We start from the raw sequence: 25,080 nt of genomic DNA on the forward strand, positions 1-25,080 counted from the left end.
CCTGATTCGCTAGGTGCAAGCCGCTCTCTGACCAGAGGCGGCTCACGTGGCACGCAAGTACCTGTAAACTCTGGAAACATTTGACCGGTCAGTGTGACGTTTTTTTCACATTCAGATGACCTGACGATGACGGCGACCTGACTAATTTGGCCGCCATTAACGTCAGGAGATGCTCTCATGAGCGACCGCATTGAACTTGAGTTTTCCCGTAAGTACGACAAGGACCACGCTCGCCAGTACCTGGAAAAACATCAGGACGGTCTATGGCGCAAGTTGTCTCATTATCGTGACGAACAGTTGGCACGAAAGGCACTGCACATGGTCGGAGACCCCGGTCTGGTGCTGGATCTTCCATGCGGGGCAGGTCGTTTCTGGCCTTTGCTGGCCGAGAAACCCAATCGTTCCATCATCGGTGCGGACAACTCCGCCGACATGCTGCGAATCGCCTGTGAATCTCAACCGGCCGATGTGGTGAAAAGGGTACGACCCTTGCAGACATCTGCTTTCGCTATCGACCTGCCTGACAACGCGGTGGACAGCATCTTCTGCATGCGTCTGTTGCACCATGTCGGTCAGTCGAGTGACCGGATGGCTCTGTTACGGGAGTTTCAGCGCGTTACCCGCGACAGTGTGATTGTGTCTCTGTGGGTGGATGGCAATTTCAAGGCCTGGAAGCGCAGAAAGCTCGAGAGCCAGCGCCACAAGGAAAATGGGCAGGAAAGTTACCAGAACCGTTTTGTGTTACCGGTTACTACCGCAGAAACCGAATTTGAAGAGGCAGGATTTCGCATTCAGAAGCGAATGGACTTCCTGCCGATGTACGCCATGTGGCGAGTCTATGTATTGCGTAAAAGGTGAATAGATGGGTCTGCAGTCCTTGAAAGAACCGGTTGTTAACCCGGGAAAGAACGGGTTCAGTCATTTTTGGAGCCAGCGTGGCGAGTGGGTTGAAGAACCCAACGTGCGGCGTGGTGGTGAGAGTGGCGTGCAACGGTTGATCACGGACGATGGACAGACGCTCTACAGCAAACGGCAGACCGGTCATATCTACCGCAGCTGGTTGCATCCGTTTGGGCGTCCGACGGTACTGCGCGAGCGCGACGCTCTTGAAGGTCTGAACAGACTGGGCGTCGGTGTGCCGCAGATTGTGTTCTGCGGCGCGGAGCGCACCGAAAACGAATGGCGTGCGCTTCTGGTAACCGAGGCCCTGGAGGGATTCGAAGAGTTCGAAAAATGGCTTGCTGCAGGTGGCCGCGAGCAGTACGGCGAACTGTTGTACGAGCAGATGCTCAGCGAAATGGGCAAAACGCTGGCCCGCATGCACTTGGGGCGTTGGCAGCACAGTTGCCTGTATATCAAGCATATCTTTGTGCGTGTCACTGGCGAGGGTGATCAGGCCAGAGCCGAAGTTGCATTGCTTGACCTGGAAAAGGGCCGTCGTCGCTGGACGGCCTACGGGGCCGCGCAGCATGACATGAAGCAACTGAGACGCCATTCGTCATTCAGTGCCGCAGACTGGCAGAAGTTAGTCTATTTTTACCAAGCGGCGTTTGGCAGCTCTATCAAAGGTTTAGAGTCATGAAGCTCGAAATGGCTAGAGGTTTGTTCGTGTTCGCGGCGTTGGCGACTGCAACAGTCGCCATGGCAGCGCTTGAACAGCCGGGTACCAAGATCCTGAGTGCCCAGCACGGCGAAGGGCACTGCCCCTTGCCCCGTGCAATCAAAAGTGAGGTAGCAGTAAAGCCCGATCATGATTTGCTGCTCCTGATGTACAGCCTGGCACAGGGTACTGGATCGAAAAATTGAACACTCCGTTGACCTGAAAGGCCCCTTGTCGGGGCCTTTGTCGTTTGGCCAGGGATCAATTTACTGCCGAACTTACCTGATTGGCCTTTCTGTCAGGCGCTGCCAGCAAGGTGTACACGCAAGGCAGGACGATAAGCGTGAACAGCGTGCCGACTGACATACCGGTCGCGATCACCATGCCGATGTCGAAACGGCTGACAGCCCCGGCACCGGTTGCCAGTATCAATGGCACCATCCCGAAGACCATGGCCGCCGTCGTCATCAGCACCGGACGCAATCGAATCGCCGCAGCTTCTTGCGCTGCCTCTCGCGCTGACATTCCCTGATCCCGGCGCAACTGGTTGGCGAACTCGACGATCAAAATGCCGTGCTTGGTAATCAGGCCGATCAGGGTTACGAGCCCGACCTGGGTGTAGATGTTCATGCTCGACACCCCCAGAAACAGCGGGATCAAGGCGCCGCAGATCGACAGCGGAACCGTCACCAGAATCACCAGAGGGTCGCGGAAGCTTTCGAATTGCGCCGCCAGCACCAGAAAGATGATCGCTAGTGCGAGCGCGAAGGTGATCCACAGGGCGCTGCCTTCCTGCACGTACTGCCTGGATGCCCCGGCGTAGTCGTACGCGAACCCTTCAGGTGCTTCTTCAGCTGCAATCTGTCTGACCGTTTCGAGCGCTTCGCCCATGCTGACGATGGGGAAACCCTGAATGATTGCCGAGTTGAGCTGCTGAAATTGATTCAACTGCCGCGGTCGTGCGCGGTCGCTGACCGTGATCAGCGTGGACAGCGCCAGGAGCTGGCCTTCGTTGTTTCTGACGTAATAGTTGTTCAGCCACCCGGGATTGTCGCGATAGGCACGCTCCACTTGGGCAATCACCTTGTAGCTGCGTCCTTCGAGGGTGAAACGGTTGATTTCCGCCTCGGCCAGCAAGGTTGCCAGCGTACCGCCAAGGTCCTGCATGGACACGCCCATCTGTGCGGCTTTGGCGCGGTCGATATCCACGACCACTTCCGGTTTATCGAAAGCCAGATCAATGTCCATGAAGGCGAACTTGCCCGAATCCGTCGCGCGCTTTTTGATGCGTTCGGCGACCTCCAGTAGGGCCGGATAGTCATTGGGGGTGTTGATCACGAACTGGAACGGCAGCCCTTCGCCCGTCCCGGGGAGTGAAGGCAGATTGAAACCGAAGATTTGCAGTCCGGGAATCTCCGAGAGTCTGGCCTGGACCTCGGGCAGGATCTCCATCTGGGTGCGAGTCCGTTCATTCCAGGGCTTGAGCAGGAAGCCACCGACGCCGGTCTGCACGCCATTGAAGCCGTTGATCTGGAACGATGAGTAGTACTCGGGAAACGCTTTGAACAGCGTCACGAAACGGTCGGTATACGCGTTGATGTAATTCAGGTTGGTGGGCTGAGGCGACGTGGCCATCATGAAAATGATGCCTTGGTCCTCGTCCGGCGCCAGCTCCGATTTGGTGAACATGAGCAGCACCGGGATCAGGCACAGCACGATGATCGCAAATACCACGACCACCGGGCGGGTGTTCAATGTGGCATGCAGGATGCGCTGGTAACGCACCTTGAGCCTTTCGAACGCCTGATCGAGCCTGTGTGCCAGGCCGCTCGGGTTTTCTTCGGGGCGCAACAGCATGGCGCACATCATGGGCGAAAGGGTCAGGGCAACGATGCCCGAGATGACCACAGCGCCTGCCAGTGTCAGGGCGAACTCCCTGAACAGCGCACCGGTCAGTCCTTCCAGAAAACCGATCGGGGCGTACACCGCAGCCAGCGTGATGGTCATTGAAACCACCGGCATCGCGATCTCTCGTGCACCTTCGATGGCGGCATCGAACGGCGTCTTGCCTTCCTCGATATGCCGGTGGATGTTTTCGACCACCACAATGGCGTCATCCACCACCAGACCGATGGCCAGCACCATCGCCAACAACGTCAGCAGGTTGATCGAGTAACCCATCAACTGCATGAAGAACAGCACGCCGACCATGGAAAGCGGAATGGTGACCACCGGGATCAGCACCGAACGCAGAGCGCCGAGGAACAGGAAAACTACGACGATCACAATCAGCACGGCTTCGATGAGCGTTTTCACCACCTCATGAATCGATGCCTGAATGAACAGCGTGGCATCGTAGGCGATGGACACCTTGAGGCTCGGCGGCAGCTGGCTTTCCAGCTCCGGCATGATGCGCCGCACTTCCTTGATCACGTCCAGCGGGTTGGAACTCGGCGTACCCTTGATGCCGATGTACACCGAGGGAATGCCATCGAACGAGCTGACGGTGTTGTAGTTCTCGGCACCCATTTCTACCCGCGCCACATCACCCAGCAACACACGGCTGTCGCCATTAGTCTTCAAGGGGATAGCGGCGAAGGCTTCGGCAGATTTCAGTTCGGTGGTGGCGTTGATACTGGTCACCACGTATTCGCCCTTGATCTCGCCAGCCGCCGACAGAAAGTTGTAACGACGCACTGCATCGGTGACGTCGGCGGCTGTGAGGCCAAAACCGGCAAGACGCACTGGGTCCAGCCAGAGGCGCATTGCAAACACCTGATTGCCCAGAATCTCGGCCTCCGCCATGCCCGGCAGTGTCGCCAACCGGGGTTGAATGACGCGTGACAGATAGTCGGTGATCTGCGGGTTATTCAGTTGTGAGCTGTAAAAACTTACGTACATCAATGCCGACGCGTCAGCCGCTTCTTTGCTCAGCACGGGATCCTCAGCGTCCTGCGGCAGCTTGTTCTTCACCTCATTGGCCTTGGCCAGCAATTCGGTGAACAGCCGGTCGCTGTCAGCACCGATGCGTGCATAAATGGAGATGATCGAGAAGTTCTGGCGACTCACCGAGGTCATGTAGTCGATGCCCTCGGCGCTGGCCAGGCTCTGCTGCAGCGGCTGGGTGATATAGCCCTGGATGGTTTCGGCGTTGGCACCGGGATACGCCGTCGTCACCGTGATCAGTGCATTTTCCATCTGCGGATACTGGCGGATGACCAGCTTGCTGTAGGCCTGAATGCCCAGCAATACGATCAGCAGGCTGACGACGGTTGCAAGCACCGGGCGGCGAATGAACGGGTCGGTAAAGGTCATCACGGTTCCCTGATCATTGCCCGCGTCTGGCCGGAGGATTGTTGTCATTGGTTTGCGTGGCATCTGCGCTGATCGCGACATGAGCGCCATTGTCCAGCTTCAACTGACCGCCACTTACCACCTGATCTCCCGCTTTGAGCCCTTCCAGAATTACCACTTTGCCCTCACGGTGTTCGCCGGTTTTGACGAAGCGTCGCTCGACCGTCAGTTGTGGTTCGTCCCGGGGATTGCTTTCAGACTTGCCTGCCTCGGTTTGCCTGGCCACCACCACGTAAACCGAATTGCCGTAAAGGCTGTAGGTGATCGCGCTTTCCGGGACCACGATCTGGCTGGGCGCGCTGGGCAGAATGACCTGGAGGTCGACAAACATACCGGGCAGCAGTCTGCCGTCCGGGTTTGGTTGAGTGGCGCGAATCAGAACGTTGCGCGTGCTTTCGTCGACCCTGGGATTGATCGCACTGATCGTGGCGTCGAACGACTGGCCGGGATAAGCCGACACACTGACTTGCACCCGCTGCCCGACGGAGAGTTTTGGCAGGGCCTGTTCGGGCACGTGGAAGTCCACATAAAGGCTGCTCAAGTCCTGCAGGGTCGCAATCACGGTCCCGCTGGCCAGATAGTCGCCGACATCCACCTGGCGAATCCCGATGGTGCCGCTGAACGGCGCCAGAATCTGTTTCTTCGCCAGCGAGGCCTTGAGTTGGGCCACCGTGGCACCGGCCTTCTTCAGCTGCGCAGCCAGCTTGTCGAAGTCGCCGCGGGAAATTGCCTGATCGCCGACCAGCCTGCTGCCGCGTCCGTGTTCGACCTGTGCCAGCCCCAGGTCTGCTTCGGCAGTTCCCAGCAGTGCCCGCTCCACATCGCTGTCCAGTTGCAACAGCGGCTGCCCGACGCGAACCTTCTGCCCTGACTCGAATAGCAGCGCCTTGACCGTGCCCGCAATCTCCAGGCTCAGGTCCACACCCTGGACGGCTTTCAACGTACCGATGGCAGGCAGCCGACTTTGCCAGGGCAACTCCACAGCGTTGACCACTGCCACGCTGACCGGCGGCTTCGGCGCACTGAACTGCTGAATCTGCCGATAGATGGAAAACGCTTTGTAACCCGCGAGCGCAAGAACGACGAGCATCACAACGCCCAGCATTATCAACATGCGATGACGCAACATGCTTCACTTCCCTGGAAGATTTGAAACGCACAGGATCGCGAACGCGATCCGAACGGCAGTCTTTCAAATCTAGTTGCTAATGCGCTGTTTGGAAAAAATATAAGGGCTGAACGTCGTGAATTTCAGCTCCTGAGGAAGTTTCTTACTTTTTTAAACGACTGTTCCGGCATAACACCGTTTTGTCCTATGTCATCTTTCGTCGGATGTTTATCGAGTCATCAGAATTCGATCAATACGCCCAAGGGAAAATGGCATGGCCGGCATATGGACGAAAATAGTGACTGCCTTGCGGGGCGGGGCAAGCGAGGCGTCGAACAGTATCGTGGCCCGACAGACGTTGCAGATCCTCGATCAGGAAATCCGCAACGCCGAACACCACCTCGACGCCAGCCGCTCCAGTCTCGCGGGCCTGATGGCCAAGAGTCTTCATGCAACACGAAAGGTGACGCAGGCACGGGCACAGGTCGCTTTGCTGGTTCGCGACGCTGAAACGGCACTTGAAGCGGACGACGAAGCGACTGCTCTGGAGACTGCATCAAGGATCGGTCTGCTGGAAAAACGGATGGCCGAGGATGCCCGCATCGCGCAGGGCTATGCGACCGCCGTCAGCAGCCTGAGCGCAAGTCTGCGCGTCAGTGAGCAGAAGCTGTGGGCACTCCGGCAACAGGTCGAAATGGTGCGGACCGCCGAATTCGTGCAGCAGGCACAGGGCGGCTGGGCGGTATCTCACGAGGAATCTGCCAGCAGGCTGCGAAGTGCTACGGATGCCTTGAGCGATCTCAGACAACGTCAACAGGAAACAGAGCTCCGTCGGCAGGTTCAGGAGGAATCGAGCTTCGCCGATGCCGATCTTGAACAGCGATTACTGGATGCCGGGATCACAGTCGACACCTTCAGTGCGCAAACCGTATTGCAGCGAATAAAGAGTAATCGCGAGCAGCAGTGCGCCTGATTCGAAAGGATGTCGACATGTACCATTTCATCGAAACAGCGTTGTCGTTCCCTGTGGTGATTTTCAGCCTGTTGCTGGCAATAACCATGATTTATTGGCTGATGGTGTGCTTGGGCATCCTTGACAGCGGTCCGGTCGATATCGACATGCAGGCCGTTTCCGCCTTCGACAGTGCCAGCGCCGAATCGGGTAAGGGTCTGGTTGCCCGCCTCGGTCTCACCGGCGTGCCTGCTTCCATCATCCTGACACTGATCAGTCTTTCGGGCTGGCTGGTCAGCTACTTCGGCCAGCTGCTTTTCATCGACCAGTTGTCACTCGGCTTTTTCTACTACCCCCTTGGGTTTGTCAGTGGGCTTTTGGCCCTCGCGGCCGCTTCCATCTTTACCCTGGTCACCCTTCGCCTTTTCAAACCTCTCGTCAGAAAGATCAGAGGGCCGGAACCGAAGCCGATCTGTGGGCAGGTGGCGGTCGTCACAAGCCAGACCGTGAACTGCAAAAGCGGACGTGCGCTGATGAGCGATGGCGGCGCAGGGCTGCTGCTTCAGGTTCGTACCTTCGGCACCCCCGAAATCAAACGCAATGACCGGGTGGTGCTTCTTCAATACCTCGCAGACGAGCATGCCTATCTCGTCGTCAGCGAGTCGGAATTCAAGGGCTGAGCCCATTATGGAGTCATACAGCATGCTGGACATGGCCATGCCATTTCTCATTATCCTCTGCGTCGCAGTTCTTGCTTTGGTCGCTTTGGCATTATTGATCAAGACCTTCTACGTCAAGGTCCCTCAGGGCACAGCGCTTATCGTCAACGATCTGTCCAGTCGCCCCAAGGTCTATTTCACCGGTGCCATGGTGCTGCCTTATCTCTACTTCATGGAAAAGATGAAGATCAGCGTCATCACGCTGGAGATCGATCGAAAAGGCAAGGGTGGGCTGATCTGCCGGGACAACATGCGTGCCGATATCACCGTGGCCTTTTTCCTGCGGGTCAACGAAACCCGTGAAGACGTCCTCAAGGTCGCCAAGGCCATCGGTGTTCAGCGCGCCTCGGACAAGTCGGCTGTCAACGAGTTGTTCAACGCGAAGTTTTCCGAAGCGCTGAAGACCGTCGGCAAACAATTCGATTTCGTTGAGCTGTTCGAGGATCGCGTCCGTTTTCGCGATGAGATCGTCAACGTGATAGGTCAGGATCTTTCCGGGTATGTGCTTGAGGACGTGGCCATCGACTTCCTTGAGCAGACGCCCAAGGTTGACCTCGACCGCGACAATATTCTCGATGCTGAGGGCATTCGCAAGATTACCGAACTGACTTCCGTCCACAACGTCATCACCAACGAGCTGGAACGTGATCAGGCGCTGAAGATCCAGAAGAAGAACGTCGAAACCATCGAAGCAAGTCTGGCGCTGGAACGTCAGGAAGCGGATGCGCAGGCGCGGCAGAAGCGTGAAATCGCATCGGTGATCGCACGCGAGGAAGCCGAGACGCTCAAGGTTCAGTCCGAAGAGCATCTGCGAGCCGAGGAAGCCCGCATCGCCGCCGCGCAGCGCATCGATGTCGCAGCGGTCAATCATCAGCGTGAAGTGGATGTTGCAAACCAGAACAGCGAGCGCGTCGTCATGCTCGAGAAGGAAACCGTCATTCGCGCCCAGGCCCTGGCGCAGGTTGATCGCGAACGCGAAGTGTCGCTGAGCCGAATCGAGCGTGATCGGCAGCTTGAAGAAAAGCGTGGGGAGATTGCCAGCGTCACGCGCGAGCGCGTCATCGTCGAAAAGACCGTCGCTCAGGAAGAAGAGGCCATCACCACATTACGTATGATCGCCGATGCGGACCGCAAGAAAACCGTGGTCGTTACCGAAGCCCAGGCGCAGGCCGAGCGCGATCTGGTGTGTCTGGTCAAACAGGCCGAAGCGGACACAGTGGTGTCCGAATACCGGGCCAAGGAACTGGTGACGCTGGCCGATGCCGACTTGCGCAAGGCCGAACGTGAATCGCAGGCTGCGATCAAGCGAGCCGAGGGCGTACGTGCCGAGAAGGCTGCATCAGGACTGGCAGAGGCCGAGGTTCGCATGCAGATCGCAGAGGCCTCCGAGCGTGAAGGGCAGGCCGAGGCGCTGGTGCTGAAGCAGCGGCTGTTGTCTCAGGCAGAAGGTGATCGTGCCGTTGGTGAGTCCGATGCCGAGGTTCGGATACAGATCGCTGAAGCCATCGAGCGCGAGGGGCTAGCGGAAGCGGCCGTATTGAAGCAGCGCCTGTTGTCCCAGGCCGAGGGCGACAGGGCCATCGGCGAGTCCAGAGCCGCGACCATCCAGGACGTTGGCGCTGCCGAAGCCGAAGTTCTTCAGAAACGTTTCGAGGCAGAAGCGGCGGGACTGACCGAGAAGTTCGAGGCGATGCAGAAGTTGACGGGCGGTGCCCGCGAGCACGAAGAATTCCGTCTGGCTCTGCAGAATCAGCTCGATATCACCATGGCGAGCATCGCGGCCAACGAGAAGATTGCCGAGCAACAGGCCGAGGTGCTGTCCGCAGCCATGAGCAAGGCCAGCATCCAGTTCGTGGGCGGAGGGGATAACGGCGTGTTCGACGCCTTCGTGAAGTCCCTCTCGGTCGGCAAAGCCATCGAAGGTCTGAATCAGAGCAGCCCACTTGCCGCTCAGGTCATTCAGACCGGACTCGGGATGCTCTCCAGAGTGGCCACCGAAAGAGCGTCGGACCGCCGTCCAGACGCTCAGTAATGCCCATGCCCGCGCCCGGTTCGTTTGCCGGGCGCTTCTTCACGACACTGACCTGCCCATCCGGATTGACCCATGTCCCAAGATCAGTTTGAAAACCCGACTCAGGAAGCGTTGAACACGGCGGTCACTGAAAGTGGGGCCTATGAGGTATTGCTCAAACGCCTGCAGGAACAGGGCGACAGCCTGTCTCGGCAGGTCGACACGCTCAATGCCCAAAGGCTTGAAGAGTTCGGGTGCAGCTCGATGGAGGTACTGGGACGTGCTCGGTTACGCACGGAAAACAGCTGCATTCCAAGAGGCATCGTGCGTGTTGGTCCCGATCTTCTGTTCGGCTACAACGTGTCGTCCGGGCTCAATGCGGCAGCCCGAATCGACGATGTGTTTGCGCTGTTTCGCCTGAGCGAGGGCGAGCAGGGTTATGAAACCCACGCTGTTGATGTGGACGGCACCTGGCTGGCCGATCCTGTGTTTCGCAGGGATTTCGAGGAGCTTTATACCTATTACCGCGATGCACGGTTGCTGGAATTGTCAGTCTCTGAAAACCGCTTGCTGGCCAGTTTCCAATTCGGCGAACGTCTCACGGATATCCGGGTTTTCCGCTGGTCGATGAGCGCATCAGGCAACGAGGTACGCTACCTCGATAATCGCGGGGAGCGCGATATCGTTAACGAGCCACGTTACGATTTTGAATGGATTCAGGCGGGTCGGGAGATGATCGTCAACGATCAAACGCCCCGTATTACCATTCTTGAAAGCGTCCATATCCATCTGGAGAACGGCGAGCTGGTTGTCAGGGGCGAGGGTCCGTCAGAAACTGGGCTTGAGTTGTACCGTGAGGCGCTCGCTGAAAAGAACCAGTCGCTGCCTGATGTACAGGTGGCCTTCGCCAGACTGGGCAATCTGATCCTCTTGAGTGTCCGGCCTTACAAGGAAGAGCAGTGCCGCTATCTGGTCTGCAATCTGAAGGCGCTTGCGCTGACCCGGATTGATGCGATTGGCTTGGCGTGTCAGCGCCTTCCCGACGACCACGGTGTTGTTTTTCCGGGAGGTCTCTATCTTCAGAGTGGTGAGCACAGGCTGTTCGAGTCGGCGATGCAGGGCATGCATTTCAAGCGTCTGCTGCGCTCGCCCAACGGTGAGGATTTTCTGTACATCTTCCATGACGCGGTCGAGGGACGTTCAGCCCTGTTCACTTACAACACCATCCGACGGCAGTTGCTGCCGCCCGTATTCGGTCATGGGTATGCGCGTCTCGAAGACGGACGCATGGTGATTTTCTCGGCTGAGGCCGAACCTGCCCGTAACCATCCTGTGCAGATCTGGCAGACCCCTTTCTTCACCGAGGATTACGCCACCGGTCAGCCGTCGAGCCATTCGTTTCTCGGCCGAATCGGCAATGCCGAGTTGGTCCGCGGCATTTCCGACCTGTATGACCTTGCCAGAGAATCTGTCGCTACCCGCGCCACGGCGGCTCGTTTCAGCGCACTGGAACGGCAGGTTGCGCTTCTGTTCGACAAGTACCATTGGTTGATCCACGACAGCACGGCTTCGCTGGCATCGATACTGCGCAGCATTGCTGATACCGGCAGCTCGATTGCCGATGAATTCGAAAAAGTCGAGCACTTGCGGGGCCATTCCACCCGATTGACTCAAGAAGCAAGACAACGTCACGTTGCGCTCGCCAGTCAACTGCGCCTGAATCGTTGCGAGGATATTCAGGGTTTTGTCGCTCGGCTGGATTCGATCACCGGCTTGCGCGGCCATCTCGTGACGCTCAAGGAACAGCGCTACATCGATCTGCCCGCCATAGAAGAAATGGAGCAGAGTCTGCTGGCCGAGTTTGAACGCACCTCTGGCGATGCTGCCGATTTCATGTGCCAGGCCGAAGCACTCTTGCCCTACAGCCAGCAACTCGACGAGCTGGATCGCCAGGTTCAGGCTGCAGCGTCGGTGTTCGAACTGGAGCCACCCCTGGAAAGCCTCGCGACGATGGCGACCGCTCTGGACCTGCTGTCGGGGCTTGCCAGCTCGCTGGGCATCGAGGACGCGACGCAGCGCACCGGCATTGTCGAGTCCATCTCCAGCGTGTACGCGCGCATGAATCAATCCATGGCGCATGCTCGATCCCGTCGCAAGGCGCTGGTCTCGTCCGAGTCCACTGCGCAGTTTGCTGCACGGTTTCAGCTGATAGGCCAAAGTCTGACCCATGCCCTGTCGCTGGCGAACAGTCCTCAGGCGTGTGATGACCAACTGGCGAAATTGCTGATTCAGCTGGACGAACTGGAAAGCCGCTTTGGTGAGCATGAATCGTTTCTGAACGATGTCATGGGCAAGCGTGACGAGGTACTGGAGGCGTTCGAGCAACACAGACAGACACTGATCAATACCCGCCAGCGCCAGACGCAGGGGCTCATGGATGCGGCCAGTCGTATTCTGGACAGCCTGCCGCGTCGTCTTTCGGGTTGTCTGGACATCGACCGACTGAACAGCTTTTTCGCCACTGACCCCCAAGTGCTCAAGCTGCGCGAGCTTTCTGATCGCCTGCGAATCCTTGAGGACAGCGTCAAGGCTGACGACATCGAAGCACGTCTGAAGGCCGCCCGCGATCAGGCGGTGCGGGAGCAGCGGGACAAGGCCGATCTGTTCGATGCCAGCGGTACGCTCTTGAAACTGGGGCCCAGACACCTGTTCAGTATCAACACCCAGGCACTGGACCTGACCCTTTTGCCCCGAGACGAGCACCTCTGGGTGCATATCACCGGCACTGACTTTTATGAGAGGCTCGACGACGACGCCATCGCGTCGTTTCGCGTCTGCTTTCAAGCCAGCCTGGAGTCCGAGTCAGACAGCATCTATCGAAGCGAATACCTCGCAGGCCAGGTGCTCGAGGCTGCGACGCAGTCAGGTATCGACCTTTCGCAGATGACGTTTGAGCAACTGGAGCAGCACATCCGGCAGTTCTGCACCCCGCTCTACAAGCAAGGCTATGAAAGGGGCATCCATGACCATGACGCGGCCTTGATACTCCAGCAGGTGATGCCGTGCATGACGGCGGCCGGTCTGTTGCACTTCAGTCCATCGGCAAGAGCGTTCGCATTGATTGCCTGGCACCTGCCAGGAACATTCGAGGCCAGGATGACGGACTTGCAGAGCCGGGCCCGGTCCTGTGCTGCGGTTCTCAGGTTGTTCAATCACCCGGATGGCATGATCGAGATTCGCAGAGACATTGCGCTGACGCTCGAGTCTTTCTCGGTGGCGACGGGGTTGCCGGTTTCACCCCTGGTCGTGTCGGAAAGCGCCGAGTACCTTGCGCACGTCTTGACGCAAGACCGTCCGGTTTTCGAAATCAGTGGGCATGGCTGGGACATTCTCGGTGCGCTCGAACGGCGTCTGGAGTCCGACGTGTGTGGAGTGGAACTGAGCGATGCGGTACAGGCGATGGCAAACGACCTGCGCGGACAATGGTTGCTCATCGGGCACTGGGTGATGGGCCTCTGCAGCGACTCCGGACAGGACGCGCTTGCTCACTTTGCGCCGGAAGCGACAGCCTTGCTGTTGCTGCGTTTCGCTGGCAAACCGACGCTACGGGTCAATACGTTTTCCGTGAACGTCCGCATTGACGGTCTTCTGGGAGAGCATCCGAGACTCGACTCGGGTTCCCTTGCGTTCTCACTGGATGATTTCTTCACGCGCCTGCGCACGCACCGTGAGCTTTTCATTCCCCAGATGCACCGCTATCAGTCGTGGCGACAATCGGTTCTGCGTCGTGAGCGTGAGGTGCTGCGCATCAACGATCTGCAGGCACGTCCTCTGACCTCTTTCGTTCGCAATCAGCTGATCAACGAGGTCTACCTGCCGCTGATCGCCGACAATCTGGCCAAGCAGATAGGTACCGCCGGGGAGGGCAAGCGCAGTGATCTGATGGGGCTGCTGATGCTCATTTCTCCGCCCGGCTACGGCAAGACCACACTGATCGAATACGTAGCGTTTCAATTGGGTATGGCGCTGGTCAAGATCAACGGGCCTGCCCTGGGCCATCGCACGAGTTCACTGGATCCTGCGCAAGCGATTGACGGGCCTGCGCGCATGGAGCTGGAAAAACTCAACCTGGCGCTTGAAATGGGTAATAACGTCTGTTTGCTGATCGACGATATCCAGCACCTGTCACCCGAGTTTCTTCAGAAATTCATTTCGTTGTGCGACGGCTCCCGGCGTATCGAAAGCGTCTGGAAAGGTCAGCCCCGAACCTGCGACCTGCGTGGCAAGAAGTTCTGCATTGTAATGGCGGGCAACCCTTACACGGAGTCGGGCGAGCTGTTCAGGATCCCCGATATGCTGGTCAACCGCGCCGATGTCCACAACCTTGGCGAAGTGTCGGGCGGCAACGAAAGTGCTTTTGCCTTGAGTTACCTCGAAAATTGCATGACCTCCAATCCGGTTCTGGCACCTCTGGCCAACCGAGATATGCAGGACTTTTACCTGTTGGCCGGGCACGCTCAGGGAAAGACGTTCAGCACCAGCGATCTCAGCCATGAATACAGTGGTGCAGAAATCACCGAACTGACTGAAACAATCCGCCGCCTGATGACGATTCGGGAGGTGTTGTTGCGCGTCAACGCAGCCTACATCGACAGTGCCTCCCAGGCGGATGAGTACCGAACCGAACCACCGTTTCGTCTTCAGGGCAGCTATCGCAACATGAACAAGCTGGCGGAGAAAGTATCGGCGGTCATGAACGAAGCAGAGGTCCACCAGTTGATATCAGATCACTACCGTGGCGAGTCACAGCTGCTCACCCAAGGTGCAGAAGAAAACCTGCTCAAGCTGACCGAGCTGTGCGGACGGTTGACCGAAGAACAATTCACTCGCTGGGAGACGATCAAAAAGGCGTTCGTTCGCAATCAGCGCATGGGCGGTGATGGCAAGGATGTGGGCAACCGAATCGTCGCCCAGCTCAGCGATGCTGTTGAAGGCATTCGGGCCATTGCCGATCAGGGGCGGCGCGCTTAGACCAGATGCAAATGGTTGTCCCATAAACCGGGCGGAAGCTCCAGCGGCGTGGCCAGCAACTCCGGTTTGCGGCAGTCGTAGAAGCGGCAGCGGCCCTGGCCGGAGGTTACGACAAAGCCGTCAGCCACGGCACCGACGCCGGCACAGTCGGGCAGCGGCGCGTCGAGTTTTACGGCACCGCTGTCCAGGTCCCAGATAAAGAAGCGGTTGCCCCGAGGTGCGGTGAGCGCGACCAGGCGCAGGTCGCTGTGTACCGCGACACTGGCGGTGTAGTGATTCATGGCGCGCAGTTGGTCTTCTGCGACCGGAAAGGGCTGGAAAGGCTGTCCTGGCCGCTTGATGGCCAGCAGCTCGGACAACTCGTGCGAGTCCCCCATGAATTGCTGTCCGGAAACAATGGTGCCGTCGCTGGCGATGCCCATGTGACGCACGCTGTTCATCTGTTGAGCCAGGGTTTCCTTGCTCAGCAGTGTGCCGTCGCGCTGCATCAGCACCAGACTGGGCTGCATGGCATTGAGATTCATCTCGACGCGGCTTTCCGCCTCGGTACGAATCCCGCCATTGGCGACCACCAGGGTTTCGCCGTCCGGCATCCAGGACACCTGATGCGGGCCGATTCCGTGGGTTGGAATCTCTGCTGAATGCACGAGTCGTTCATCGACGAATCGATACACGCCCAGCAGCCCGCGGCCGGGGTCGCGGGTATCGTTTTCGGTGGCGTACAACCATTCACCGTCGCGGTGGATGACAGCATGGCCGTAGAAATGTCGATCGGGTAGAGAGGTGATGGTCTGCAGCAGGCTCCCGTCGCGCAAGTCGAGCAGGTAGCTTTCGGTGCCCGGACGCCGCGCAATGAACACCGCCAGCGGCAGGGAAGGGTGATTGATGATGTCGTGGCAGCGCTGGCCGACCTGAGTGGCGAACACTTGCGTGCCGTCCAGTCGGTAACCGACCGCGAAATGCCGGCCTTCTGCATCGTCACGGGCAGACAACAGCAGCGGCCCCTGATCCTTCTGCTTGAACAGGGTCCAGCCACCCAGCGTAAAAGCGCTGAGCACCAGACTGCCAATGGCCAGGACCTGACGTCGAAACATCACTTCACCCTCTCGATCAATCGCCGTCGTTGGCGTTGAAACCCAACTGAATACCTAACGCCTTGGCCAGTTCGCCTTCGTGCAGACGATGGACCGCGTTCAGGCTGTCGTAGAACGCATTGAGTTGCTGGCGTCCGGCGTCGGTCGCCAGCAAGTCGGACAAAGGCGGCTTGAGCTCCGCCAGCAGTTTGCGGCTGGCAGCGTAAGCCGCATCGATTTTGTCAGCCAGCGGTTTCTGCTCGGCGGGCAGCAGGCCGCGCAAGCCCTTGTTATCGACCCCGGTCCACACGGTTTCGGCGCTTGCCAGACTGGCTTCCAGGCTGCTGAGCGACGCTTTACTGCGCCATGCATCAGCCTGGAAAGGCTGCGGCTGGCCTTTGCTCTGGCGACCCAATGGCGTACCGAGCTTTTTCTTGAGGCTGTCCAGCGCTGTCACCTGGACCCGCAGCAGCTCGGCAATGGCTTCGTGAGAGTCGGCGTAACGCTGATTCGGAAACTTGCTGAGCTGCGCGAGCATGCCGTCGTTGCTGTTCCAGCGGCTGAGGATTTCTTCGGCCAGGGTCTTCTGACGATCACCGATGGCCATTAGCAATGGGCAGTAACGGGCTTTCTGCTCGGCATTGGCCATGTCGATTTCAGCGTCGAACAGAATGTATTCGTAAGCGGACAAGCCCTGGACCACGACACTGGCCTTGGACAGCTCTTCTGCGTTGATCTGCGGCTGGGCAGTCACCAGTTGCTCGACCTGACGTCCGACCAGGTTCTTTTTGTCCGGCCAGAACTGCACCTGCCAGGCGCGGTTGCCCTCGGCCAGCGGACCGATCAGCAACGGTTGCAGTTCAGCCCAGGTTTTCTGCGCTTTCAGGAAGTCCGCACGGGCCGTTGCCAGATCAGTCTTGCCCTGACAGAACGCCAGCGCACTGCTTGCCAGTTGACGGTCGGCATCCACCCAGCGGCTGTAAGTCGGCAGGATCACCTGTTTGGCGATGGCCGCAGACGTGACGGCCTGAGGGTCGGATGGCGAACAGGCACCCAAGGCGAGAGCCGCAAGGCTGGTCAGCAACAACTTGGGTCGGAACATGTCCGGCTCCTTATGCGTGAAAAAGAGGAAAAAATCACAATGAATTCAGAAAGGCCAACAGCGCCTCGCGCTGTTCGGCGTTGAACGCCAATACCTGTCGCTGTGCCGCCTGGGCTTCGCCGCCGTGCCAGAGTATCGCCTCAAGGGCGTTACGCGCGCGACCGTCGTGCAGCATCTGCGTATGACCGTTGACCGCAGCGGTCAGGCCAAGCCCCCAGAGTGGCGGCGTGCGCCATTCGCGGCCGGTTGCCTGAAACTCGGTGCGATTATCGGCAAGTCCGTCGCCCATGTCATGCAGCAGCAGATCGGTATAAGGCCGAATCTCCTGATTGGCGAGCTCAGGCTCGGCGGCGTCTGCTCGCGTCTTGAAAGACGGGACATGGCACTGTTGGCAGCCTGCCTGGAAAAACAGGTTCTTGCCCGTCAGCACCTGTGGGTCGTCGACGTTACGTCGCGCCGGAACACCCAGGTTACGCGTGTAGAACTCGACCAGCCGCAAAATGTTATCGCTGACCTCTGGCTCGCCGTCCGGACCGTTCCCATTCGGTGCCGCCAGACAATCGGTCTGGGCGGGTGTGCAATCGTCGAAACGGCGCAGGCTGGTGGTCAGTCCCATGTCCCCGGAGAACGCGTGAACGTTCTGCTGATTGAGGTTGGGTTGTCCGGCTTTCCAGCCAAAACGCCCCATGACGACTTTTTGTTGCGCGTCGTCCCAGACCCAGTTGGCCCGCCCGGAGATGCCGTCGCCATTCTTGTCGTCAGGGTCGGCGTTGGCCAGAACGGCTTCGTCAGGAATCGCCTCCAGCAGACCGAGGCCGATCATGGGCGGCGCAATCCTTGCCGAAACATGGGTCTCGGGATGCATGGGGCCGTAGCCCAGTTGGGTGATACGCAAGGTAGGCTGGCGCAACTCTACGGCGGTGCCGTCCCGGAACTTGACTGTGAGCGCATCGTACTCCACGCGAACCTTGCCTTCTGGCGTGACGCCTGGATTTGCCATGTCCTGCAACTGACCGCCGTAGTTCGGTTCGGGCAGCACGCCGTTACGCTGTATCAGGTCGGCAAAGGCCGGATCGTCAGGAATCGACAGCCTGACCAGCATCGACACGGCATTGGTGTCTCCGGCTTCGGGCGGATGGCCGCGACCATCCTTGATGTGGCAGTTCTGGCACGCATTGGTATTGAACAATGGTCCCAGCCCGTCACGCGCGGTGGTGGTCGAGGGCGCAATGACCCAAGGGCTGCGAAAGAAGCTGTTGCCCACGCTGAAGTCCAGGCGACGTACCGGCGACAGATTGGCCGACGGCAGTGAAAACGCATTCTGGTCACTTTTTTTGACGGTGGCACTGCCGCCAGACAGTGCTTCGCCCGGTTCGGCGTGCGTGAAACGCGGGGCGTCATCGCACGCGCTCACGACCAGAGTCGTAAGCAGCGCAAGAGACAGACGAAACCGCGTAGCCATACACATCCCAAAAAGTGGCGAAAATCAGGGCGTGCAAGCTTATCAGCCTCGTGCGGTTTGAATAAGAGGGATTATCGTTTGCTGTCATTGAGGTAACGTGTTGTTACGAATTCTCAAGTTCAGTGAAGGGGCGTGCTGTCCCGCCAGGTTTCGGTTGCATACTGAAATGATCGAACACCGTCAGTCCTTTGCGAAGCGTCTTGCGCACGGCCTCGCTCTGTTCAATCAGCTCATCACTTGGGTGTTGCCATTGCTCGGGCGGCAAGGGTTTTGACCAGTCGAGCACGGCCTTGGGAAAGGCTTTCTTGGGCAGGCGTTCGACCCAGGCGGCGATGCGGCAGGGCAGGGTCCAGCCGCTGCAGAACTGGATGAGCAGAAAGCCGAACAGGTAACGGATGTACCAGTGATCGTAGCGGTAGCCCTTGCGGCACATGTGGAAGAACTCCACCGTGCCTTCCTCCATGTTCTCGCCCATCATCGGCAACGGCAGTGCGCTCGGGCCTTCCTCCATGTAAGCGCGAATCGCCTCCCACTCGCCGACCGCCATGCCCAGTGTGTAGCTGGGCACGGTGAGCCATACGACCTGCCCGTCCGACGCATCCCGCAGGCCGATCATCAGGGCGAACTTCTGCTGAGTGCCGTATTCAGTGGCGACCATGCTGCTGCTGACGCAGGCGATGACGTCTTCCCAGGGTATGAAGCGGGGCGGTTCTCCGCACTTGGCGACGTAGGCGACTTCGCGGCGTTGGCGGTTGAAGCGGGTGGGTGGGATTGTGGAGTGGGGGTACACGGCTTTGACAAAAAAGTAGAGATACATTAGCGACAAACCACCAATGAATATCCATACAAAAGGATGTGTCAGAAATAGCGTCAGAAAAATATCAAATACTGGGCGTCCAAACTTCACATAGTCGTTAATACCCAATCCTATGGATGTCAGCGCGAAAAAAAGTGCAACAGAAAGCACTGACCCGATAGAACAACGAACTGCGAACTCCACAGCTGCGCAGCCCAATCCAAAGTCCAGATAAACGTCAGTTGCATCTTGATGAAGGCTGCGGGAGCTGAACGCAGCGACACCTGTTGGTACGGGCCGTGGTGCAAGGTAGAACACTTCAGTGCCTGACTCATTCTCCGTATCGCCAGCTTGTGGCAACCGGTCGTACTTGTTCTCAGGCATTTTCGCTGACCTTGTTTTTTCCAACCCTGTCGAAGTGATCGAACACCGTCAGCCCTTTGCGAAGCGTCTTGCGCACGGCCTTGCTCTGTTCAATCAGTTCGTCGCTGGGGTGTTGCCATTGCTCGGGCGGCAAGGGCTTTGACCAGTCGAGCACGGCCTTGGGAAACGCTTTCTTCGGTAGGCGTTCTACCCAGGCGGCGATGCGGCAGGGCAGGGTCCAGCCGCTGCAGAACTGGATGAGCAGAAAGCCGAACAGGTAGCGTATGTACCAGTGATCGTAGCGGTAGCCCTTGCGACACATGTGGAAGAACTCCACCGTGCCTTCCTCCATGTTCTCGCCCATCATCGGCAACGGCAGTGCGCTCGGGCCTTCCTCCATGTAAGCGCGAATCGCCTCCCACTCGCCGACCGCCATGCCCAGTGTGTAGCTGGGCACGGTGAGCCATACGACCTGCCCGTCCGACGCATCCCGCAGGCCGATCATCAGGGCGAACTTCTGCTGAGTGCCGTATTCAGTGGCGACCATGCTGCTGCTGACGCAGGCGATGACGTCTTCCCATGGGATGAAGCGGGGCGGTTCTCCGCGCTTGGCGGCGTAGGCGACTTCGCGGCGTTGACGGTTGAAGCGGGTTGGAGGGATGGCGGAGTGGGGATAGACGGCGTGGACGAAGCAGCAGAAATACATGAGTGCCAACCCCCCTGCGAACCCCCAGAGATAATAGTTCGGCAGAAACAGGGTCAGAAAGATTTCAAAAACTGGAGCTCCACGTTCGATGTGATCATGAATTCCTAACCCTATGGCAATCAGTATGAAAGAAATTATGATGGACATAACGGAGCCAATGCTACAACGAACTGCAAACTCAACCGTCGCTGCGCCTAATCCGAAGTCCAGATAAATATCATTGGCGTCCCGGTGTAGACTGCGAGAACTGAAGGCTGAAACACCTGTTGGAACCGGGCGTGGCGCAAGGTAGAAGACTTCTGTGCCGGGCTCTATTTCCGAGTCACCCACTTGTGGAAGTCGGTCGTATTTGTCAGAGGTCATTCAAACGTTCCCTTGTGATCTGTGTTGCTGGAAGTTGGCGGTTCTCTACAGGTTCGTCGGTCGATGCGTTGACAGGTTTGCTCACGATGTCCATGCCAAGCGGAATGCGGTAAGTCAGGTAGCCTTCATCGGCTTTCAGGTAAGTTGTTACCAGTGCTGGTTTGACCGCTACACGCACAATCAGCTGCGCGTGATGGCTTTGCCAGCTGTTCGGAACTTCCAGTGCAAGAATCAAGGGGGATGCCGAGACTATCGAGAGCCCTTGGCGAAGGACCTCGCTGACATCCTGTTTGTCGGACAGGTTATGCAACTCGGTCGACCATCGTAGTGAAGTGTCATCGAAGCTGGCCCAGGTCAGCCCCGGCAATACCAACTGCAGGCTGCGCACAGATTCGCCATCAATCTCGCGACGAATCATGCCCTTGTCGATAAAAGTGGGACGCAAGTTAGCCTCAGCGAGCTTTTGCGCATGAGCGGGCCAATCCCAGCCCTGAGGCTCTTTGCCCCAGAGAGAGCCGAGCAACCACCTCTGTTGGTCATCAAGATTGAAATAGTTGTAAAGCGTTTCGCCGCCTAATTGCAGCGCTGCTGAAATAAGAGCCCAAGGTGTCATGCTCATCCAAAAGTGCAGGAAGCGTGCACCTCGGGTTGCCCAAGCCAGACTGGCGACGAGTTGGCGCTCTGTTGCGGTCGCTGCTCTAACTTCCCTGATGAGTCCATATAGCTCCTTACCAGCGCTTGCTGTTAATAAAGCGTTAACTCCGGACGATCCAACATCTCCAGCTAGAGCCATTGAAGCACCAAATTTCTCACCTTGTGTGCCACAGCTCAACGCAGTTTGCCATTTTTCCCAGTTGTTCCATATTGTGCCAATAGCACTTATCAAACCAAGAGGAGCGATGATAGCTCCTAGCCCCAGGCCGAGTTTCCCCAACCTTACCGCGAATAACCCACCTGCGGCCCCGGCAGGAATAGTAGCTAGACTGCGGAGGACGTTGTCTACTATCGCGATATGTACTGATTGGTATATGGAAAGCGCTGCTGCTATGGGTGCTACCAGCGCTCCGGCGAATATGACTGTCTCCTTTGCAGACCTATCCCCCTCCGACTTATCCCAAACATCCAAAGCATCCCCCAAGTTCCCGATCTGCAACATCATCGCCAGCAACGGAAACAAGCTGCCTTTGAACGCGCTCCCTACAGCCCCCTGAGTCCCGTACCCCCTTGCCGCGCCAGCCCGATAACGCGCAATTTCGTCTTCCAGAACCCGCAACTGCGCATCGCTGATGTTCAACTTCACCCCGATGGCTCCATTCATGGGTCTGCCGGTAGGGGTGATGGCGGTCTCCAGTTCGCGGCGTACGGCGGCCAACTGGTTGCGCGTCTGCAGCAACTGTTGCTGGACATACTGTTTGTCGTACATCAGCTCAGTGCGTTGGTTCGGCGTCAGTGAGCGTTTATTGCCCAGTTTGCTCAGACGGGTTCGCTCGCGGATCAGATCGTTCTCGGCCTCGATCAGGTGATTCAGGCGCACGAACGCGTCGCGGTATTTCTGCACATCGGTTTCGTTGGCAACGTTCAGCGTGACGGCTTCCTGCTGCATGGCCACCAGCGCGCCCAGGCGTTGCGCCCGATTGTTCTGCTTCAAAAATGTGTTCAGGTGCTGACGCACTTCCGTGTCGTTCAGTTTGCTGTGCATATCCCGCAGCCACTGCTCCATACGCAGGGCGATGGACGGTATGTAGCTGGCGATGACCGCCTGATGCAGCGGGCGTGCGGCTTCAGGCAGATTCAGGCTCAGGGTCCAGTGATGGCCCATGACATGGCTGACCTTGGTGATACGGTCCTGAGCATCGGCAAGCGCTGCGCCAAAGTTTTTGATGCCATCCAGCAGTTTGATCAGGTCGCTCGATTTGGAGCGCAGGAATTCCAGATTCAGGCGTCCATAAAACACCGGCAGGATGTAATGCGGGTTGTCGTGAAAATAGTCGCTGACCCTTTGCAGGCTTTCTTCCGTGCGGCACAGGTCGCGGGTGCAGTTGAGCTCCATGGCCAGTGCGCTTTTCAGCTGGTCAGGATGGTCCGGGTCGAAGTACCAAGCGCTTCGGTAGAGTTCGCTCTGGGTGAACAGGCTGATCCGGTCATGAGTGATGTCATCCAGTCGCTGGGTCCAGCGCCTGAGGTGCGAACGCTCCTGATTCAGGTAGCTTTGCATCTCGTCATGACGAACGAGATCGTTGATGCCCCGGGAACCCAGCCCCACACCGTTCAGCGTGCCCTGACTGTTTTCATCCAGCGCTTCGATATCCTGTTCGAGCTCCCCATGGAGCTTTTCGCCCAGCGCCGATCTCATCTGCGCCTGTTTGTTTTCCATGTCCAGCCTGGCAAACCGCTGCTGAAAGCGCTCGTTGTAATCGGCGCCCCTCCTGTAGGCATAGTGGCCGTCGGGGGTCCTGGAGGGCTCTGGCCCCAAACGTTTTTCACGGCGCCACTGGTTACGGGCGTTGATGAAGTCGTAGATGCGCGAGCGCTGCTGCGGCGTGGTCTTCTTGAGCAGCTTTGAATCGGGATTTACCTGACGGGCATTGGTGTCGCCCACGGTCATCAGCGTGTCGATGTAGGTGGCAGTGAGAAAGCGGGTTTCGTTGTTGTTTCGCTCACGCCATTCTTCTATCCAGCCGACCACGGTGTCCTGCTCTTCGGCCAGATCGCGCAGGATGCCGATGCTGTCGTCGAGCACCAGATACAGATGGCTTTTCTCGTGCAGCGGCTTGATCAAGTGCTTGAACTCGCCAATGTGGGCTTCGCGAAACAGAGGCTGATGCTCCCAGACGTAATCCTGCTGTTCTGCCTGCGAGATATCGGGTGTGGCGCATTGCTGCGCAGGCTGCTCGGCCAGTTCGGCGAGCTGCTCACTGACCTGCTTCTGGACCTTCAGGTGGACGCCGCCTTTCAGGCAGTCAGCCTTGGCCAGATCCACTTTCTGCATGAAGTAGAAACGATCCGCAGCGTTGCCCAGCGCCTGGGCACATTTGGCTGCGGTCCATTGCAGTTCCGAGTAGGCAACATGCAGGATGCTGTCGTTTGGGAAGACCAGCGCGTGTTCTCCCGTGCTGTTCTGCCGAATGTCCTGAACAACCTCCGCGCCTTTCCAGAGCAGCTTGCTCGGGACGCCGTTTTCAACTCGGTATTCATGCAGGTAGCCGCTGCGTTCTTCGATCACATACAGGTAGCCGTCCCGAAGCAGACGCAGACCCAACGGGCGTTTGAGGCGCGCGTAAACTTTGGAATCCGGTTTGCTGCCAAGTCGTTCGACCCGTCCGTAGCGCAGTGGAAGCAACTGGATGTTGTTGGTGGGGGCAGGGCAGGTGTTCGGTCTACTGTGCGAATCGACATGTTCTCTGGCCCTGGATTCCCAGTAGGCCTTGTCCTTGGCAGGCAGTGTTTTTGGATTATCTAGCGGGTTCATTGCGATGCTCCTTCCTGCTGCCGGGCGTCCAGCACCACGAGCCAGTGGGCCCGCTCGATGCGCTGTGAGGGGGTCAACTCAGAGGTGTCGCGCAGCAGTGCCCTGATCTCGGAATGAGCCTCCTCAGGCTGATCGGCGAGAAAGAGGACGACGTTGGCGTAATGGAAGATGTCGGCTTCAGTCTTGAAGCCTTGTTCGTAGGCAGTGCTGGCCAGCCTGTGCACCTGTTCGTAGCGCGTCTTCAATGACACATCGGGCAGGTAATCCGGAAAGAAGCGGCGCAGATGCTGATCGAGGTTGACGACGGTCAGGCGAAACATGACGTCGCCCAACGCATCGATCTGCTCGGCGCTCAAGCGATAAGGGATTTTCGGATCATGGGGCATCGATTCGCCGATGCGTTCGTGACTGCCCCACTGCTCGGTCATCTTGTCGGGTGCATAGACATGATCGATAGGGCCGAACAGACGATTGTCGAAGTGCCCCGGATGCATGCCGAACAGGGCGTTGGCCAGTGACGTGTCCGAAAGGTTCATGTAGCAGGTCTGGCCTGTCGGCATCTCGACAAACATCAGCCAGCGCAAATGGTCGATGACGGTTTTCCGGTCTGCCGGGCTAAACAGCAATAGCCCCCATTCCTCGCGCGCATGGTCGAGAAAGCGCGCAAGCATCGGATCATAGGGATCCTCCAGTTGAATCAGCGCAGGAGAGACACCCAGGCTCTCGCTGAGCCGGGTCTGCGAAAACAGCATCGTGCGGGCCCCGCTCAGCTCCCAGTCGGCGATCCTCCTGTTCAGGTTCGGAACGCTCATGGGGTTGAGCAGCAGATAGGCATTTTTCGACCACGGCAGGTCGTGGGGACCGGTTTCAAACTCGGGCATGAGCGCGCCTTGAAGAGGGCATGAGGCGCGGATAGTCGGTGGTGCAAGAGGTGCAATCAATACGCTGGAAGGGGTTTGGGAAAGGCCCTA

The 25,080-nt window shown here is 58.2% G+C and carries 16 protein-coding genes; 7 read left to right on the forward strand and 9 right to left on the reverse strand.

Going from position 1 to position 25,080, the window contains the following annotated elements; all coding sequences use genetic code 11:
• Nucleotides 1-177: 177 nt before the first annotated feature.
• The 3 genes from CFBP1590_RS05745 to CFBP1590_RS05755 are packed head-to-tail and all read left to right on the forward strand — an operon-like array spanning nt 178 to nt 1,806.
• Entirely contained in the window at nt 178-858 is a 681-nt protein-coding gene (locus CFBP1590_RS05745) for a class I SAM-dependent methyltransferase (RefSeq protein WP_004881473.1), read from the forward strand.
• A 4-nt stretch (nt 859-862) separates the two neighbouring features.
• Nucleotides 863-1,582 (forward strand): lipopolysaccharide kinase InaA family protein, encoded by a 720-nt coding sequence (locus CFBP1590_RS05750; RefSeq protein WP_058431430.1) that lies wholly within the window; start codon nt 863-865, stop codon nt 1,580-1,582.
• The gene (locus CFBP1590_RS05755) at nt 1,579-1,806 is read left to right on the forward strand and encodes a hypothetical protein (RefSeq protein WP_004881471.1); all 228 of its coding nucleotides are present in this window, start codon (nt 1,579-1,581) and stop codon (nt 1,804-1,806) included. Before CFBP1590_RS05750 ends, CFBP1590_RS05755 begins: the two co-directional genes overlap by 4 nt.
• A gap of 55 nt (nt 1,807-1,861) precedes the next feature.
• Here the strand turns inward: CFBP1590_RS05755 and CFBP1590_RS05760 are convergent, their stop codons facing one another.
• Together CFBP1590_RS05760 and CFBP1590_RS05765 are read right to left on the reverse strand one after the other, a co-directional pair.
• Nucleotides 1,862-4,915: a multidrug efflux RND transporter permease subunit gene (locus CFBP1590_RS05760; RefSeq protein ID WP_088234619.1), complete on the reverse strand. Its 3,054-nt coding sequence runs from the start codon at nt 4,913-4,915 to the stop codon at nt 1,862-1,864.
• A 13-nt stretch (nt 4,916-4,928) separates the two neighbouring features.
• Entirely contained in the window at nt 4,929-6,083 is a 1,155-nt protein-coding gene (locus CFBP1590_RS05765) for an efflux RND transporter periplasmic adaptor subunit (protein WP_088234620.1), read from the reverse strand.
• Between the two features lie 253 nt (nt 6,084-6,336).
• On the opposite strand from CFBP1590_RS05765, the gene CFBP1590_RS05770 reads away from it, so the two are divergent.
• The 4 genes from CFBP1590_RS05770 to CFBP1590_RS05785 all read left to right on the forward strand — a co-directional run bounded on the left by CFBP1590_RS05770 (nt 6,337) and on the right by CFBP1590_RS05785 (nt 14,775).
• On the forward strand, nt 6,337-7,035 hold the full coding sequence (locus CFBP1590_RS05770) for a PspA/IM30 family protein (RefSeq protein WP_058431433.1): 699 nt from the start codon (nt 6,337-6,339) through the stop codon (nt 7,033-7,035).
• Between the two features lie 17 nt (nt 7,036-7,052).
• Nucleotides 7,053-7,694, forward strand: a complete 642-nt coding sequence (locus CFBP1590_RS05775) for a hypothetical protein (RefSeq protein WP_058431434.1) — start codon at nt 7,053-7,055, stop codon at nt 7,692-7,694.
• Nucleotides 7,695-7,731: 37 nt separating this feature from the next.
• Nucleotides 7,732-9,765 (forward strand): flotillin family protein, encoded by a 2,034-nt coding sequence (locus CFBP1590_RS05780; protein WP_231991829.1) that lies wholly within the window; start codon nt 7,732-7,734, stop codon nt 9,763-9,765.
• 72 nt (nt 9,766-9,837) lie between these two features.
• Nucleotides 9,838-14,775 carry a DNA repair ATPase gene (locus CFBP1590_RS05785; protein WP_088234621.1) on the forward strand — a complete coding sequence of 1,646 codons (4,938 nt, stop codon included), beginning with the start codon at nt 9,838-9,840 and terminating at the stop codon, nt 14,773-14,775.
• Here the strand turns inward: CFBP1590_RS05785 and CFBP1590_RS05790 are convergent.
• The 7 genes from CFBP1590_RS05790 to CFBP1590_RS05825 all read right to left on the reverse strand — a co-directional run bounded on the left by CFBP1590_RS05790 (nt 14,772) and on the right by CFBP1590_RS05825 (nt 24,990).
• Entirely contained in the window at nt 14,772-15,869 is a 1,098-nt protein-coding gene (locus CFBP1590_RS05790; RefSeq protein ID WP_088234622.1) for a DUF1513 domain-containing protein, read from the reverse strand. The genes CFBP1590_RS05785 and CFBP1590_RS05790 overlap by 4 nt on opposite strands.
• Before the next feature lie 16 nt (nt 15,870-15,885).
• Nucleotides 15,886-16,950, reverse strand: coding sequence for an imelysin family protein (locus tag CFBP1590_RS05795; RefSeq protein ID WP_088234623.1), 1,065 nt, complete (start codon nt 16,948-16,950; stop codon nt 15,886-15,888).
• Between the two features lie 34 nt (nt 16,951-16,984).
• Nucleotides 16,985-18,412 (reverse strand): di-heme oxidoreductase family protein, encoded by a 1,428-nt coding sequence (locus tag CFBP1590_RS05800; protein WP_088234624.1) that lies wholly within the window; start codon nt 18,410-18,412, stop codon nt 16,985-16,987.
• A gap of 103 nt (nt 18,413-18,515) precedes the next feature.
• Nucleotides 18,516-19,592 (reverse strand): hypothetical protein, encoded by a 1,077-nt coding sequence (locus CFBP1590_RS28035; RefSeq protein WP_231991830.1) that lies wholly within the window; start codon nt 19,590-19,592, stop codon nt 18,516-18,518.
• Nucleotides 19,585-20,640, reverse strand: coding sequence for a hypothetical protein (locus tag CFBP1590_RS28040; RefSeq protein WP_231991831.1), 1,056 nt, complete (start codon nt 20,638-20,640; stop codon nt 19,585-19,587). The genes CFBP1590_RS28035 and CFBP1590_RS28040 overlap by 8 nt, the downstream gene beginning before the upstream one ends.
• Complete coding sequence (locus CFBP1590_RS05820; protein ID WP_088234628.1) at nt 20,630-24,109, reverse strand: toxin VasX; 3,480 nt, start codon at nt 24,107-24,109, stop codon at nt 20,630-20,632. The genes CFBP1590_RS28040 and CFBP1590_RS05820 overlap by 11 nt, the downstream gene beginning before the upstream one ends.
• Complete coding sequence (locus CFBP1590_RS05825) at nt 24,106-24,990, reverse strand: DUF4123 domain-containing protein (RefSeq protein ID WP_088234629.1); 885 nt, start codon at nt 24,988-24,990, stop codon at nt 24,106-24,108. Before CFBP1590_RS05825 ends, CFBP1590_RS05820 begins: the two co-directional genes overlap by 4 nt.
• Between the last annotated feature and the right edge of the window lie 90 nt (nt 24,991-25,080).

It is taken from the genome of Pseudomonas viridiflava, assembly GCF_900184295.1.
GTDB classification, from domain to species: domain Bacteria; phylum Pseudomonadota; class Gammaproteobacteria; order Pseudomonadales; family Pseudomonadaceae; genus Aquipseudomonas; species Aquipseudomonas viridiflava.